The following is a 14,320-nucleotide window of genomic DNA, read 5'->3' as shown; positions in this document are numbered from 1 at the left end:
GGCCCTCGACCTCGACGCGAGCATCGGCCGCGGCATGGGCGAGCTCGCCGAGCGGATGGGCATCGTCTGGCACGAGCTCACCCCGCAGCACTCGGTCGCGTCGATGCCCGTCGAGGGCAACCGCCAGCCGGTGGGGATCCTGCACGGCGGCGCGCACGTCGTCCTCGCCGAGTCGATGGGCTCGATCGCCGCCAACGTCCACGCCGGCCCGGGCCGCCTCGCCATGGGCATCGAGCTGAACGCGAGCCACAGCCGCTCGATCACGCACGGCCACGTCATCGCGACCTGCGACGCGATCCACCTCGGCTCGACTCTCACCACTCACGAGATCGTCGTCCGCGACGAGCAGGGCCGCCGCCTCAGCACGGTCCGCATCACGAACATCCTCCGCGACGCGCGCTGACCGGCGTGCACTGACCGCTGCGCACTGACTGCTGCCCTCGGCCCGCCGCGGGGACGAGGGCGACGACGACGAAGCCGAGGACGAGGACCGCGCCGGCGGTGAGCACGAGCGGCCTCGGCGACTGCACGGCGACCGCCAGGAGCGCTCCCGCCACGCCGATCGCCGGCGCTGCGCAGCAGGCGACGAGCGCCGTGCGCGGAGCGATCCGCTCCAGCAGCCAGGAGTCGTGCGCGACGGGGACGGGACGCGGGAGCAGGACGAGGGCGGAGACGACGACCGGGAGGAGCACGACGGGCGGCGTCGTCCGCAGCTCCGGGTGGACGGCTCCGATCAGGGCGGCGAGAGCGAGGGCGGTCGTCAGGACCATCAGCTCGAGACGGGTCCGGGGCGCGCCCCGGAGCACCTTCGGGCGTCCGCTCAGCTGCCGCGTCGATCCGTCGTCCACTGTCCGTCTCCCGGTGTCCCGGTCCGGCCCTGCCGCCGGACCTCGACCGTTCTACCGACGGCTCCCTGCGAACCAGCCCGTCTGGCGCGGCGGACCGGTCGAGCGGCGCGTCGCGCGCCTGCGCCGCTCGGCACGACGCACCGTTCCGCCGTCGACCCCCGGCAGCGCCGCGCGCAAGCCCCGAACACGGCGCCGAGCGCGACCTAGGCTCGGGGCGTGACCTTCCGCGACCTGCTCCGCTCCCTGCCGTCCATGCCCTCCGAGCTGCCCGACTTCGATGCGGAGGCCGCTCCGGCGGACCCCGTCGAGCTGTTCGGGCAGTGGCTCGAGGAGGCGAAGGAGGCCGGCCAGCTCCTCCCTCACGGCGCGACGCTGTCGACCGCCGACGACGACGGGACCGTGTCCGCGCGCGTGCTGGTGCTGCGCGACATCGACGACACCGGCTGGGCGTTCTCGACCCACGCCTCGAGCCCGAAGGGCCGCGCGATGGCGGTGAACCCGCACGCCGCGCTCACCTTCTTCTGGCCGGTGCAGGGCCGGCAGGTCCGCGTGGAGGGCCGCGTCGAGCGCGGCACGGCCGACGAGTCGGCGAAGGACTTCCAGCGGCGCTCGGAGACGGCGCGGACGGCGCTGCTCGTCGGCCGGCAGAGCGAGCCGATGAAGCGCGCCGAGGACTTCGACCTGGTGACGCTGCAGACCGGCGTGGCCGTGGCCTGCTCCCCCGCGACGCTCGACCGCGACTGGGCCGTCTACCGCGTCGTCCCCGAGCGCATCGAGTTCTGGCAGGGCTCCACCGCCGCCGAGCAGGACCACACGCGCCTCGAGTACCGCGCGCCCGCGGCCGGAACGACGGACGCGGGAACGACGGAGGCGGGCGGCTCCCCGTGGGAGCGCACCCGCCTCTGGCCGTGACGGCGCGGCCCTCGGGCCGCCGCCGCCCTACTTCTTGGGGCTGAGCTGCTCGATGATCGCCTGCGCCACGTCGTGCATCGTCAGGCGGCGGTCCATCGACGCCTTCTGGATCCAGCGGAACGCCTCGGGCTCGGAGAGGCCCATCTTCTCGTTGAGCAGGCCCTTGGCCCGGTCGACGAGCTTGCGGGTCTCGAAGCGCTCGACCATGTCGGCGACCTCGGCCTCGAGGGTGAGGATCTGCGCGTAGCGGGAGAGGGCGATCTCGATCGCCGGCAGCAGGTCGTTCGGCGTGAACGGCTTGACGACGTAGGCCAGAGCGCCGGCCTCGCTCGCGCGCTCGACCAGCTCCTTCTGGCTGAACGCGGTCAGCAGGACGACGGGGGCGATGTGCGCCTTCGAGAGGCGCTCGGCCGCCGAGATGCCGTCGAGCTGGGGCATCTTGACGTCCATGATCACCAGATCGGGGCGCAGCTCGGTGGCGAGGGCCACGGCCGTCTCGCCGTCGCCCGCCTCACCGACGACCTCGAAGCCGTTGTCGCGGAGGATCTCCACGATGTCCATGCGGATGAGCGATTCGTCCTCGGCGACGACGACCCGACGGGGTGCGGTCGGCGGAGTTTCCTGGTCTGTCACGCCGAAGAGCCTACGGTATTCTCGACAGGCTCGTGATGAGCCGGTGTGGCGGAATGGCAGACGCGGGGCACTCAAAATGCTCTGTCCGAGAGGGCTTGTGGGTTCGAGTCCCACCACCGGTACCGGAGTGGGCGTGCGCGGTGCGGCGGCGGCCCTCCCCGCGCCGGGCGTTCGCTAGCGTCGTCGGATGAACGACGCCTCCGCGGCCTGGCCGCTCTTCTCCCTCGTGCTGCGCACGCCCCGCCTCGAGCTGCATCCCGTTCGCGACGGCGATCTGCCGGGCCTCGCGGCCGCGGCCGTCGCGGGGATCCACGAGCCGGGACGCTCGCCCTTCCCGGCGGCGTGGGCCCAGGTCCCGGCCGAGCGGCTGCCCGCTGATCTCGCCCGGTACCAGTGGTCGCTCCGCGCGGCGACCCGGCCGGACTCGTGGCGCGTCGCCTTCGCGATCGTCGAGGACGGCGCCGTGATCGGCTGCCAGGACCTCCTCGCCGACGAGTTCGCGGCGCGTCGCACGGTGTCCTCGGGCTCCTGGCTGACGCGCTCGGCGCAGGGCCGCGGACTCGGGCGGGAGATGCGGGCGGCCGCGCTGCTGCTCGCCTTCGACAACCTGGGCGCCGAGGTGGCGGAGAGCAGCGCGCTCGCGTGGAACGCCGCCTCGATCGGGGTGTCGACGGCGCTCGGCTACGAGACCAACGGCACGCAGCGGACGGTCGGCGCCGACGGGGTCGCCGTCGAGGAGACCCGCTTCCGCGTCACGCCCCGGACGTTCCGCCGCCCGGAGTGGGCGCTCGAGGTGTCCGGCCTCGACGCGGCCCGGGCGCTGCTGATCGCCGAGCCCGGCCCGACCGCCTGACGTTCGCCCGCTCGGCCGCTCGGCCTCCGACCGGCCCGGGCGCGAGCCGGTCAGAACTCCGCGAGGCTCCCGCGCAGCCCGCCGCCCGGGTACTCCCGCCGCAGGATCCCGCGTCGGCGCAGGATCGGCACCAGCTCGTCGAGCATCCGGTGCAGCGTGACCGGGTGGAAGTCGCCCGAGAACGCGACGCCGTCGTTGTCCGCGTCGTCGCCGAGCTCCTGGACGACGTCCGCGACCTCCTCCGCCGTGCCCACAGCTCCGCGCCCCTCGGCGATCAGCCCGAGGCGCGCCTTAGCGGTGAGCAGTGCGCGCAGCGGGGCGTCGGCGTCCGCGCCGCCGTACAGGCCGGCGATGCTGCCGCGCGAGACGTGCTCGCCGAAGACGGACGGGTCGATCGGCCGGTCGAGGTCGAGCGCGGTGAGGTCCGTCTCGAGATCGCTGGACCAGGCGGCGGCCGCGGTGAGCAGTGCCGCGTCGTCGGGGTGCGCGGAGGCGTCGACGAGGCGCTGCGCCTCCTCCCGGCTCGACACGATGATCGGCTTGACGACGAAGAGGATCGTGAGGTCGTCCGGGTCGCGGCCGTGCGCGGCGGCGGCGGTCCGGGCCCGCTCGCGGTAGGCGCGGACGCTCGCCGCGTCGAGCGGGGCGAGGGCCAGCTGGATCTCGGACTGAGCGCCGGCGAAGTCGATGCCGCGCGGCGATCCGCCCGGGGAAACGATGACGGGCTCGCCCGGGCCGGACGCCGCCCCCGCGGCGGAGGCGGCGCCGAACGGCAGCGCGTTCAGCGGACCGTCGAACGAGTAGTGCGCTCCCCGGTGCCGGAGCGCGTCGAGCCGGCCGCCGTCGGCGAAGCGGCCGGTCGCCGCGTCCTGGATCAGCGCGCCGTCCTGCCAGCTGCGCCAGAGCTCGCGGAGCGAGTCCAGCCACTCGTGCGCCCGGTCGTAGGCGCCGTCGTGCGCCAGCGGCTCGAGGCCGAAGTGCCGGCTGCTGCCCACGTCCGTCACCACGTTGAGTCCGAGCCGCCCGCCGCTGAGGTGCTGCAGCGTCGCGAACTGCCGGGCCGCCTGGTACGGGCTGTACGCCATCGGGTTCACGGTCGGCGCGACGCCGAGGTGCTGCGTCGCCTCGAAGAGCGAGGGCGCGAGCAGCAGCGGGTCGTGCTTGGGGCCGCCGTAGGCGCGCCGGATGCGGAGGTCGAGGGTGCTCGCGTTCCCGAGCGAGAGCGCGTCCTCGATGATCACCAGGTCGAAGCCGGCCTGCTCGAGCTCGCGGGCGCCGCGGCGGTAGACCTCGGGCGTCGTCCAGGAGTGATCCCACTCCCAGCCGGGCTGCCCCCAGGCCTGCGGGCCGAAGCCGCGGGAGAGGAACCAGGCGAAGTGCTGCGGCCGGCTCACGACGCCTCCGCCAGCAGCAGCGGGCGCACGGCGGACGCGCGCAGCCCGCGCTCGAGGTCGGCGAGCAGGTCCTCGACGTCCTCGATGCCGATCGACAGCCGCAGCAGACCGGGGCCGATCCCCGCCGCCGCGAGCTGCTCGGGCGTGCGGCCGACGTGCGTGGTCGACGCCGGGTGCAGGACGAGCGAGCGGACGTCGCCGAGGTGGGTCATCCGGGTGAAGAGGCCGAGGGCGTCGGAGAAGCGGCGGGCCGCCTCCTGGCCGCCGCGGAGGGTGAAGGAGAAGACCGAGCCCTGCCCGAGCGGCAGCAGGCGTCGGGCGAGGGCGTGCGACGGGCTCGACGCGAGTCCGCTGTAGTCGACGCCGGCGACCTCGGGCCGCGACTCCAGCCAGCGGGCGACGACAAGGGCGCTGCGCGACTGGTGGCGGACGCGGAGCGACAGCGTCTCCAGTCCCTGATCGAGGAGGAAGGCAGTGAGCGGCGAGACGGTCGGCCCCAGCCGCCCCGCCACGACGTGGCGCGCGTAGTCGATGAAGGCGCGCTCGGGGTCGCCGCCGCGCTCGATCGCCGCCGCGAGGTGCGGGTATGCGTGGTTGCGCCAGTCGAAGCGGCCGCCGTCCACGATCACGCCGGCGATCACGGCGCCGTGACCGGCCAGGAACTTGCTCGCCGAGTGCACGACCACGTCGGCGCCGTGCTCCAGCGGGCGGAGCAGGTACGGGGTCGCGAAGGTGTTGTCGACCACGACGGGGACGCCGGCCCGGTGGGCCGCGTCGGCGACGAGCCCGATGTCGACGACGTCGTTGCGCGGATTCGGGATCGACTCGACCAGCACGGCGCGGGTGCGCGGCGTGAAGGCGGCCGCCCAGGCGAGCGGGTCGTCCGCGTCCTCGACGAATGTGGTCGTCACGCCGAGCCGGGCGAGGTTCTCCAGCAGGAGGTTGCGCGTGCCCTCGTAGAGGCTGGCGGCGGCGACGACGTGGTCGCCGGCGGAGACGAGGGCGAGCAGGGCGACCGAGACGGCCGCCTGACCGCTGCCGACCAGGAGCGCCTCGACCCCGCCCTCGAGCGCGGCGAGGCGGCGCTCGACCGCATCGGTGGTCGGGTTGCCGACCCGCGTGTAGGTGTAGCCGTCGGCGCCCGCGAAGCGCTCGCGCGCCTCGTCGAACGAGTCGAAGCTGAAGCCTGCCGTCAGATAGACCGGGGTGCGCCGGGCGTGCAGCGCCTCCGGCACCGCTCCCGCGTGCAGCTGCCGCGTCGAGAAGCCCCAGCCGTCCTCGCGCTCGCGCTCGTCCTCCGCCATGATCCGCCTCCTCGTGCCCGCACCCGGGGCAGTGGGCACCACGGTGGCAGAGGAGGCGGACGGAGCGTCGAGCGGTTACCCGGCGTTACGACCGGGCCCGGGGACGCTCACCAGAACATCGTGCCCGGGGCGCCCTTGAACGGGCCGACCACCCGCGAGGTGATCCAGCCGCCGTAGAAGTCGCCGGGCTGCGGCTGCACGGTCTCGCCGTCCACGGTGCAGGACTCCATCCGGCCCGGGTAGAGCGCGACCGTGTCGACGAGCTGCTCGAAGCCGGGCATCGGGTCGGGGTAGATCCAGCCCGCGGACTCGGCGACCGCTCCGCCGCCGCGGACGGTGAGGTAGGAGGCGGCGCCCTTGAACTCGCAGATGCTGCGGCCCGGCGCGGGCTCGAGCGCGCCGTCGGCGAAGGCGGAGCGAGGCAGGTAGTAGACGGGTGGGTGACTGGTCTCGAGGACGCGGAACGCCTCGCGGGTGTCGGCGACGACCACCCCGCCGAGCCGGACCACGACGTGCTCCGATGTCGGCTCGACCCTGGGCGGTCGCGGGTAGTCCCAGACGGATTCCTGTCCCTCGGCGGGGGGTGTGCGCTTCATCCCGCCCACGCTACGCGCGGCCGGCGCGGCTGCTCTCCCGCTCCCAGGCGATGCGCGGCCACCCGCGTCGGAGGTCCGCGGATCACCGCCGCGACGGTGCAGGGCCGCCGCGGTCGCGTAACGTCGTCCTTGCGCCGGAACCCCGAGACCGCGCGCAGAAGGATTTCACGCGTGCCCGAAGAATGCATCCACGGTCTCGACATCGCTCTCTGCGACGTCTGCTCCCCCGCCAAGCTGCCCGAGCCGCAGGGCCGCACCCGCGCGCCCGTGCGCGTCCCGGGGACCTCCCGCGCGGCCACCGCGCGGGCCGCAGCCCGGGGCACCGCCCGCGAGAAGCCGCTCCCCCAGGTCGACATCGCCGCGCAGCGCATCTACCACGTGACCCACCTCGACAACCTCGAGGCGATCGTCGCCGCCGGCGCGGTCCTCGCGGACCAGAGCCTCGAGACGCGACCCGCCGTCGACGTCAGCGCCGAGACGACCCGCGAGCACCGCCGCGCCGTCCAGGTGAAGGACGGCGTCAGCGTCGCCGGCCATGTGCCGTTCTTCCTCTCCCCCGACGCCGCGCTCTGGGCCGACCTCCGCGGCGAGCGCGTGCTCCCGCACTGGTCGCCCCGCGCGCACACCACCACCGCCTCGCAGTTCGTCGTGCTGGTGGGCTCGCTCTCCTCCGCCTCCGTGCTGAGCGACGGCGACGCGTCGCACGTCCTGACCCGCTTCACCGAGGGCGACGCCCTCGTGCGGACCTTCGCCCGGCTCCTCGTCGACGAGCCCGCGCTGCGCAGCGCCGAGGCGCTCGTGCCCGACCGCTTCCCGATCGAGGAGATCGCCGTCGTCGGCGTGCCGTCGGTCACCATGAAGAACAAGGTCAAGGCGATGTTCGAGAACAGCGGCGCCTCGCCGCGCGTCGCGGTCTACCCGCCCTGGTTCCACCCGGTCGCCGAGGAGGAGTGACGCGGCGGAGCCGTCCGGGCCGTGTCGTCCGGACGGCTCCTACGCCCCCTCGAGCAGGTCGAGCCGGTCGGCGAGATAGCGCTCGAGCGGCATGAGGCCCTGGTCGCCGAGGCCGGGAGCCCAGCGCACGACGGCCTGATCGCCGCGGAGCGAGAGCGGCTCCTGCCCGGCGGCGAGGCTCTCCGGATCGATCTCCAGGCGGCGCCAGCCGTGGTTGACGATCTCGCCCTCGCGGAACGGCCCGTCGAACGCCGCCTTGCGGATGGCGCGGCGCGCCTCCTGCGACTCCGACTGGTTGTTCGCGTGCAGCGGGGCGACCGAGCGCGTGACCGAGCCGGTCGCGAAGAGCTCGCCGTCGTGCCCGAGCAGCAGGACGCCGAGACGCCAGGCGCGGGTGACCGGCTGCATCACGGGAGCGCGGCGGAAGCCGAGGATCGCGCGCGGTCGGCGGAGCTCGGCGAGAGCCTGGTCCGGCACCCCGCGGAGCTCGAGCTCGACGACGGTCTGCGCCAGCAGCTCGCGGAGTGCGTCGGCGGCGCGGACCGCCTCGTCCGATGAGGTCATGGCTGCGCTCCGTTCGACTCCGCGGTGCTGGGCCGTGCTCCGCCGCTCCAGCCTAGGACGGGCGCGACCGTGCCCGGGGACCGCGCCGGAACGCCGACGGCGCGCCCGCCCCGGAGGGTGGACGCGCCGTCGGGAGGGGATCAGATCGCCGAGGCGAGGACCTCGTCGAGCTTGGCCGAGGCCTCCTCGTCGGTGGCCTTCAGCGCGAGCGAGAGCTCGGACACCAGGATCTGGCGGGCCTTGAGCAGCATGCGCTTCTCGCCGGCCGAGACTCCGCCGGCCTGCTCGCGGCGCCACAGGTCGCGGACGACCTCGCTGACGCGGTAGACGCTGCCGCTGGCCATCTTCTCCTGGTTGGCCTTGAAGCGGCGCGACCAGTTGCTGGCCTCCTCGGCGACGTCGCTGCGGAGCACGTCGTAGACGGCCTGCACACCGGCGTCGTCGATGATCTCGCGGACGCCGACGAGCTCGGCGTTCTCGACGGGCAGGGTGATCGTGAGCTCGCTGGTGTGCACGTTCATCGTCATGAACGTCTTCTCGACGCCCTTGACCGAGCGCTTCTCGAGCCCGGTGATCGTCACCGCTCCGTGGTGCGGGTAGACCAGGGTCTCGCCGACCTCGAATGTCATCATGTCGTGCCTTTCATCGTGGGGCGTAGTGGTGGGAGGGAGGAGCCGGGGGTGCGCAGCGGCGCGTCGGCCAGCCAGGGCGGGAGCAGGGCGACGAGCTGCTCGACGAGCTCCTCGTCGGTGCCGTCGAGACCGCCGGCCAGCCAGGCGCCGACCACGGCGAGCACGCCGCCGGCCGCGAAGACCGCGGTCAGCTCGGGATCGACGTCGGCGGGGGCGTCGACGCGGGCGAGCACCGCGCGGTGCAGCGCCAGCACGGTGTCGAGGACGGCGTCGTCGGAGGCGACGCGGGCCGAGGCGCGGGCGCGGAGCCGGGCGTGGAAGGCGTGCCGGTCGACGAGGCGGTCGACGAGGCGGACGTAGCCGCGGCGGAGCGCGAGGGCGCCGGTGCGGTCCGCCGGATCCGGCCCGGAGACGTCCGCGACGACGAGGTCCTCGCGGAGCAGCGCCGAGGCGACGGCCGAGGCGTCCTCGAAGTGCGCGTAGAACGAGCTGCGGCTGATGCCGGCCTCGCGCACGATATCGCTGACGGCGATGCCCTCGGCGCGCTCACCGTCGGTCTGCATGACCAGCCGCTCGACCGCGTCGAAGACCCGGCGCCGGGTGCGTCGTGCCCGCGGATCGGCCGATGCGGGGCCCGAGGGCGACTCCGCCCCGTGCGGGGAGGCGGCTCGAGCGGAAGACATCGGAGTCAGTCTACCACTTCCCGGACAGGTGTTCGAGAAGCCCGGCGAATCCGCTGAGGTGCTCGGATCCGGCACGCAGAATCGGCCTCGGCACGCGGGAAACGGCCGATCTCACGAGCCGGAGACGATTCCACGACCCAGAGCTCGGTGGGGAAATCTTTCTCCAGAACTCCGGCACGCGAAAGCACCCTCGGCACGCGGGAACCACCTGATTCCACGAGCCGGAGACGATCCCGCGAGCCGAACAAGAGTGCGCAGGCTTCTCGCCCGAACTCCGGCACGCGAAAGCACCCCCGGCACGCGGGAATCACCAGATTTGACGAGCCGGAGTCGATTCCACGAGCCGAACAAGAGTGCGCGGGCTTCTCGCCCGAACTCCGGCACGTGAAAGCGCCCTCGGCACGCGGGAATCACCAGATTTGACGAGCCGGAGGCGATTCCACGAGCCCGACATCGGTGCGGCGACCCCTCGCCCGACCTCGGGCACGCGGAAGCACCTTCGGCACGTGGGAAACAGCCGAACCCTCGAGCCGGAGACGATCTCGCGAGCCGAACACGGTGCGGAGGCCTCTCGCCCGAACTCCGGCACGCGGAATCGACCCCGGCACGCGGAAATCAACAGATCTCACGAGCCGGGGACGATTCCACGAGCCGAACATGAGTGCGCGGGCTTCTCGCCCGAACTCCGGCACGTGGAAGCACCCTCGGCACGCGGGAATCGACAGATTTCACGAGCCGGAGACGATTCCACGAGCCGGAGACGAATCCACGAGCCGAACATGGTTTGCGACGGCCCGTCTCCAGGACTTCGGCAAACGAAACCGACTTCGGCCCGCGGAAATCGATGGATCCCGCGAGCCGGGGACGATTGCGCGAGCCGGAGGGCGCAGCGGGAGGCGGGGTGGCGCGGGCGGGGTCAGCCGGTGGCGGTGCGGGTCGCTGCGAGGCGGCCGAGGCGGGTGCGCGCGGCCCGCTCGCTCGGCGACAGGGTGCCGAGGTACAGCTCGAGGGCGCGCAGGAGCAGGCGGGTCGCGGTGATGGCGGGCCACCAGGGGCGGCGGAGGCCCAGGAGTCGGCGGACGTCCCGCGACAGCGACGCGGTGGCGCCGGCGAAGAGCAGCGGGTAGATCAGGCCCGCCTCGCCCGGGAGCTTCACCCGGCGGAGGAAGTCGACGGCCTCGTGCACGCGCTCGTCCGGGCGCAGCTCCCCCGCGAATCCGGCCAGCTGCTCACGCAGCTCGGCGACGCTCTCCGGCGGGCTCTCGACTCCGAGCAGACGACCCGACGCGGCCCACTCGCGGACGTACGCGTCCGGTCCGCCCGGGATGGGCCCGCCCCAGAGCCGGTGCGAGCCGAGGAAGGCGTCCGTGAAGGCGTCGTGCACCCAGAGCAGCAGCCGCGGGTCCTGCGCCGAGTAGGAGCGCTCGACGTCGGCGGCGTCGTGATACGTGCCGACGATCCGCTCGTGCACGCCGGTCACCCAGCGGGCCGCGCCGCTGGCGGTGGCCGTGTCGCCGAAGCTGGTGGTGAGCACCCAGCGCACGGTGTTGTCGAGGCGCCCCATCGGGTCCTCGCGGTAGCGGGAGTGGTCGTGCACGCCGGCCATGGCGCCCGCGTGCAGCGTCTGCATCAGCAGCGCGCGGACCCCGGCCACCATCGTCGGCATCGCGCCGTTGACGGCCCAGACGGCGCTGCCGGGTCCGAACAGCCCTGCGTCGTCCCCCGTCTCGAGTGCGGCGACCCAGTCGGGGCGGGGACGGGGACGGCGACGGCTCATCCGCCGAGTCTGCGCTCGGATCCTGTGCCACGGCTGGCCGTTCCGTCACCCTTTCATGGGCCAGGGTCGGGCGGCGCGATCACTCCGCCAGCAGCTCCCGCAGGTCGTCCGCGGTCAGCGACTGCGCGAACAGCTCGCCCTCGTCGAGCACGGCGGTGCTCAGGCGCGCCTTCCGCTCCTTCAGCCGCACGATCTTCTCCTCGATCGTGTCCTTCGCGACCAGCCGGTAGACGTTGACGCGGCGCTCCTGGCCGATGCGGTGGGCGCGGTCGACCGCCTGCGCCTCGGCCGCGGGGTTCCACCAGGGATCGAGGATGAAGACGTGGTCGGCCTCCGTCAGCGTGAGCCCCGTCCCGCCCGCCTTGAGGCTGATCAGGAAGACCGGTGCGGCGCCGGAGCGGAACTCGTCGATGACCGCCGCCCTGTCCCGCGTCGAGCCGTCGAGCTGGACGAACGGGATCCCACGCCGCCTCAGCCGCTCGGCCGCCCGCTCGAGGTACGAGGTGAAGGTGCTGAACACGAGCGCGCGGCGCCCCTCGGCCAGGACGTCGTCGAGCTGCTCGAGGAGCGCGTCGAGCTTGGCCGAGGGGACGTGGCGGTAGGACGGGTCCACCAGCGACGCGTCGAGCGCGAGCAGGCGGAGCAGCGTGAGGGAGCGGAACACCGTGAAGCGCTGGCGGTCGAGGTCCTCGACGAGTCCGAGGAGCTTCCGCCGCTCGCGCTGGAGATAGCCGTCGTACAGCACGCGGTGGCTCGCGGAGAGGGTCACCTCGAGGGTCTGCTCCTGCTTCTCGGGCAGCTCGGGTGCGACCGCCTCCTTCGTCCGGCGCAGCAGGAACGGGCGGATCCGGTGCCGCAGCCGGTCCAGGCGCCGTCGCGCACCCTCGGCGTGCGCGATCGTGCGGCCCTCCGACAGGTCGGGCGAGGCGATGCCGACCGGGTCGTCGGCGTGCAGGATCGGGCGGGTGAACTCCTCGCGGAACCGCCGCAGCGACGGCAGCAGACCGGGAGCGGTGAGCGCGAGGACCGCCCACAGCTCGTCGAGCGAGTTCTCGAGCGGCGTGCCGGTGAGCGCGAGCGTGATCGGCGCTCCGACGCCGCGGGCGGCCCTGTGCGCCTGCGAGGACGGGTTCTTGACGAACTGCGCCTCGTCGAGCACGAGCGCCGACCAGCTCCGCTCGGCCCACTGCTCGCCGACCAGCCGGAGCACGGCGTAGCTCGTGACCACGACGTCCACGTCGGGCGGCAGGGCCGCGAGGGTGTCCCCGCGTCCGTCGCGGGAGCTGGTCACCGCCGCGACCCGGAGCGAGGGGGCGAAGCGGGCCGCCTCGGACAGCCAGCCGGGCAGCACCGAGGTGGGCGCGACCACGAGGAACGGCGCGGCGCGGCCACCGGCGGCGCGCGCCTCCTCGACCGCCTGCAGCATCATCGCGAGGGCCTGCAGCGTCTTGCCGAGTCCCATGTCGTCGGCGAGGATCCCGCCGAGCCCGTGCCGGCGGCGGTGCACGAGCCAGGAGTAGCCCTCGCGCTGGTACGAGCGCAGCTCGCCCGCCAGCCCGGCCGGCGGTGCGACGTCGACCGGGGCGCCGGCGGCCAGGGCGGTCGCGAGCACGTCCTTCCAGGCGTCGGAGGCGACGCTCGCGTCGGCGAGCTCGTCGAGCTCCTCCCATAGCGCGGTCTGGTGCCGGCCGATCCGCGGGCCGGTCTCCCACTCCTCCAGCTCGTCGGCGCGGTTCAGCAGCTCGCGCAGCCGGTCGAGACCGGGGTGCGCGAGCGAGAGGTAGGAGTGGTCGACGAGGCGGACGCGGTCGCCGCCGGTCGCGAGCGCGCGGAAGAGCGGGCCGAAGGGGACGCTGGCGTCGCCGATGGTGACGACGACGCCGAGGTCGAACCAGTCGGCGCTCTCGGTGTCGACGGCGGTGAGGGTCAGGGTCAGCGGTCCGTTCAGGATCCGGTAGTCCGGCGGGACGCCCTCGCGCTCGATCCGCACGCCGCCGACGCCCTCGAGGAGGGGCAGCTGCTCGACGACGAACACCGCCGCCGCCGCGCCGCGCAGCAGGGCCGGCTTCTCGAGGTCGGGGACGACGTCGGACTGCGCCGCGGCCAGGACGGTGCGGGCACGGCGAAGGATCGACACCTCGAGCGCGTCGTCGCCCGCGCCGTCGAGCTCGCGGGCGCGGTCCGCGGCGCGGCGCCAGTGCCAGCCGACCCGGACGACGCGGCGCGGCTCGAAGGAGACCGTGCAGACGAGCCGCGGCGGCTCCGGCTCGTCGAGCTCGATCCCGCCGTCCGCACTCCGCACGGCGATCCGGGCGCGCAGGGGGGGCAGGTGATCCTCCAGGAACTCGGGCACGTCCTCCACCGGCACGCTCGCCGCCTCGGGATGGCGCAGGAGCCGCAGCTCCTCGTCGTCGAGCGGCTGCGGCGTCGGCGCGAGCAGCAGCGCCGTGGGGTCGCCCGCCTCGACCAGGTAGACGCCGTGCCGCGCGATCGGTCGGGCGGTCTCGAGCGGCCGCTCGCCGACGTCGAGCCGGAGCACGGGCGCGAGCTCGAGGGCACCCGCGCGATCGGCGGCGACGAGGGCGACGTGCGCGGCAGCGGCGCGCGCGATCGACCCGGTCCCTGTGCTCAGCAGCGGGATGCGCAGGCCCTCCGCCTGCTCGAGCAGGCGCCAGAGCAGCGGGCTCTCGTAGTCGTCGAGGTGGATCCAGTCGGGGTCCTGCCCGAGGTGCACGGTCCGCGTCGCCCGGTGCAGCGCGGCGAACTCGGCGAACCAGCGCTGGTGCGCCGGGTCGAGCGAGAGCCGGTGGGTCTGGAAGTTCAGCGACTTCCAGGTGAGCGTCGAGCGGTTCCAGGCACCGCCGCGACCGGGCACGACGGGCCGGGTGGCGAGGCGGTGGTCGTCGCGATCGGCGGGGTCGTAGCCGGCGCTGGTCACGCGCTCGCTCGTCGGGGCCCGCCACGGGTCGTCGGCGCGCCGGACGAGGCGGCGCAGCTCGAACTGCAGGCCGATCGGGGTGAGCGGCGGGGCCGCCTCGCGGGCATCGCCGCCGCCGCTGAGCTCGCCCACGCGGGCGCGCCAGGAGGCGGCGGAGTTCTCGGGAGGCATCGCCCCATGCTGTCACGCCGCTCCGACACCGGCCGCGTCGCCCGAGGGGCAGCGCCCCGCA

At 74.1% G+C, this 14,320-nt stretch carries 14 protein-coding genes and 1 tRNA gene; 5 read left to right on the top strand and 10 right to left on the bottom strand.

What is annotated here, in order from left to right; all coding sequences use genetic code 11:
- Window positions 1-34 precede the first annotated feature (34 nt).
- Complete coding sequence (locus HQQ82_RS18450) at window positions 35-403, top strand: PaaI family thioesterase (RefSeq protein ID WP_173235895.1); 369 nt, start codon at window positions 35-37, stop codon at window positions 401-403.
- Here the strand turns inward: HQQ82_RS18450 and HQQ82_RS18445 are convergent.
- The gene (locus tag HQQ82_RS18445; RefSeq protein ID WP_173235629.1) at window positions 375-770 is read right to left on the bottom strand and encodes a hypothetical protein; all 396 of its coding nucleotides are present in this window, start codon (window positions 768-770) and stop codon (window positions 375-377) included. The genes HQQ82_RS18450 and HQQ82_RS18445 overlap by 29 nt on opposite strands.
- 294 nt (window positions 771-1,064) lie before the next feature.
- Here HQQ82_RS18445 and HQQ82_RS18440 point away from each other — a divergent pair, with 294 nt between their 5' ends.
- Window positions 1,065-1,760 (top strand): pyridoxal 5'-phosphate synthase, encoded by a 696-nt coding sequence (locus HQQ82_RS18440; RefSeq protein ID WP_173235627.1) that lies wholly within the window; start codon window positions 1,065-1,067, stop codon window positions 1,758-1,760.
- A gap of 27 nt (window positions 1,761-1,787) precedes the next feature.
- Here HQQ82_RS18440 and HQQ82_RS18435 read toward each other — a convergent pair whose 3' ends face one another.
- Window positions 1,788-2,393: a response regulator gene (locus HQQ82_RS18435; protein WP_173235625.1), complete on the bottom strand. Its 606-nt coding sequence runs from the start codon at window positions 2,391-2,393 to the stop codon at window positions 1,788-1,790.
- 39 nt (window positions 2,394-2,432) lie between these two features.
- Between HQQ82_RS18435 and HQQ82_RS18430 the strand changes: the two genes are divergently transcribed.
- Window positions 2,433-2,515 (top strand) — tRNA-Leu (locus HQQ82_RS18430).
- A gap of 65 nt (window positions 2,516-2,580) precedes the next feature.
- A complete protein-coding gene (locus HQQ82_RS18425; protein ID WP_173235623.1) occupies window positions 2,581-3,246 on the top strand; it encodes a GNAT family N-acetyltransferase in 666 nt (221 codons plus the stop codon).
- Window positions 3,247-3,296: 50 nt separating this feature from the next.
- On the opposite strand, the gene HQQ82_RS18420 is transcribed toward HQQ82_RS18425, so the two are convergent.
- The 3 genes from HQQ82_RS18420 to HQQ82_RS18410 all read right to left on the bottom strand — a co-directional run bounded on the left by HQQ82_RS18420 (window position 3,297) and on the right by HQQ82_RS18410 (window position 6,540).
- Window positions 3,297-4,640, bottom strand: a complete 1,344-nt coding sequence (locus tag HQQ82_RS18420; protein ID WP_173235621.1) for an LLM class flavin-dependent oxidoreductase — start codon at window positions 4,638-4,640, stop codon at window positions 3,297-3,299.
- Window positions 4,637-5,944 (bottom strand): O-acetylhomoserine aminocarboxypropyltransferase/cysteine synthase family protein, encoded by a 1,308-nt coding sequence (locus HQQ82_RS18415; RefSeq protein ID WP_173235619.1) that lies wholly within the window; start codon window positions 5,942-5,944, stop codon window positions 4,637-4,639. The genes HQQ82_RS18420 and HQQ82_RS18415 overlap by 4 nt, the downstream gene beginning before the upstream one ends.
- A gap of 107 nt (window positions 5,945-6,051) precedes the next feature.
- Window positions 6,052-6,540, bottom strand: coding sequence for a DUF427 domain-containing protein (locus tag HQQ82_RS18410; RefSeq protein WP_173235617.1), 489 nt, complete (start codon window positions 6,538-6,540; stop codon window positions 6,052-6,054).
- Between the two features lie 171 nt (window positions 6,541-6,711).
- Between HQQ82_RS18410 and HQQ82_RS18405 the strand changes: the two genes are divergently transcribed.
- Window positions 6,712-7,494, top strand: coding sequence for a DarT ssDNA thymidine ADP-ribosyltransferase family protein (locus HQQ82_RS18405; protein ID WP_173235615.1), 783 nt, complete (start codon window positions 6,712-6,714; stop codon window positions 7,492-7,494).
- 39 nt (window positions 7,495-7,533) lie between these two features.
- Here the strand turns inward: HQQ82_RS18405 and HQQ82_RS18400 are convergent, their stop codons facing one another.
- From HQQ82_RS18400 to HQQ82_RS18380, 5 genes are all read right to left on the bottom strand, one after another.
- Complete coding sequence (locus HQQ82_RS18400; RefSeq protein WP_173235613.1) at window positions 7,534-8,058, bottom strand: hypothetical protein; 525 nt, start codon at window positions 8,056-8,058, stop codon at window positions 7,534-7,536.
- Between the two features lie 140 nt (window positions 8,059-8,198).
- Complete coding sequence (locus HQQ82_RS18395; RefSeq protein WP_123446565.1) at window positions 8,199-8,687, bottom strand: CarD family transcriptional regulator; 489 nt, start codon at window positions 8,685-8,687, stop codon at window positions 8,199-8,201.
- Window positions 8,687-9,373, bottom strand: coding sequence for a TetR/AcrR family transcriptional regulator (locus HQQ82_RS18390; protein WP_173235612.1), 687 nt, complete (start codon window positions 9,371-9,373; stop codon window positions 8,687-8,689). Before HQQ82_RS18390 ends, HQQ82_RS18395 begins: the two co-directional genes overlap by 1 nt.
- A gap of 916 nt (window positions 9,374-10,289) precedes the next feature.
- Complete coding sequence (locus HQQ82_RS18385) at window positions 10,290-11,150, bottom strand: oxygenase MpaB family protein (protein WP_173235610.1); 861 nt, start codon at window positions 11,148-11,150, stop codon at window positions 10,290-10,292.
- A 79-nt stretch (window positions 11,151-11,229) separates the two neighbouring features.
- On the bottom strand, window positions 11,230-14,259 hold the full coding sequence (locus tag HQQ82_RS18380; protein WP_173235608.1) for a DEAD/DEAH box helicase: 3,030 nt from the start codon (window positions 14,257-14,259) through the stop codon (window positions 11,230-11,232).
- Between the last annotated feature and the right edge of the window lie 61 nt (window positions 14,260-14,320).

It is taken from the genome of Rathayibacter sp. VKM Ac-2856 (genome assembly GCF_013205055.1).
In the GTDB taxonomy this organism is placed as follows: domain Bacteria; phylum Actinomycetota; class Actinomycetes; order Actinomycetales; family Microbacteriaceae; genus Rathayibacter.
This window is presented reverse-complemented; position numbering and strand designations above follow the sequence as displayed.

Excerpts from the sequence above, each read along its gene's own strand:
- HQQ82_RS18450 (WP_173235895.1), top strand. The coding sequence starts at position 35 with ATGGGCGAGCTCGCCGAGCGGATGGGCATCGTCTGGCACGAGCTCACC.
- HQQ82_RS18445 (WP_173235629.1), bottom strand. The coding sequence starts at position 770 with ATGGTCCTGACGACCGCCCTCGCTCTCGCCGCCCTGATCGGAGCCGTC.
- HQQ82_RS18425 (WP_173235623.1), top strand. The coding sequence starts at position 2,581 with ATGAACGACGCCTCCGCGGCCTGGCCGCTCTTCTCCCTCGTGCTGCGC.
- HQQ82_RS18415 (WP_173235619.1), bottom strand. The coding sequence starts at position 5,944 with ATGGCGGAGGACGAGCGCGAGCGCGAGGACGGCTGGGGCTTCTCGACG.
- HQQ82_RS18410 (WP_173235617.1), bottom strand. The coding sequence starts at position 6,540 with ATGAAGCGCACACCCCCCGCCGAGGGACAGGAATCCGTCTGGGACTAC.
- HQQ82_RS18400 (WP_173235613.1), bottom strand. The coding sequence starts at position 8,058 with ATGACCTCATCGGACGAGGCGGTCCGCGCCGCCGACGCACTCCGCGAG.
- HQQ82_RS18395 (WP_123446565.1), bottom strand. The coding sequence starts at position 8,687 with ATGACATTCGAGGTCGGCGAGACCCTGGTCTACCCGCACCACGGAGCG.
- HQQ82_RS18390 (WP_173235612.1), bottom strand. The coding sequence starts at position 9,373 with ATGTCTTCCGCTCGAGCCGCCTCCCCGCACGGGGCGGAGTCGCCCTCG.
- HQQ82_RS18385 (WP_173235610.1), bottom strand. The coding sequence starts at position 11,150 with ATGAGCCGTCGCCGTCCCCGTCCCCGCCCCGACTGGGTCGCCGCACTC.
- HQQ82_RS18380 (WP_173235608.1), bottom strand. The coding sequence starts at position 14,259 with ATGCCTCCCGAGAACTCCGCCGCCTCCTGGCGCGCCCGCGTGGGCGAG.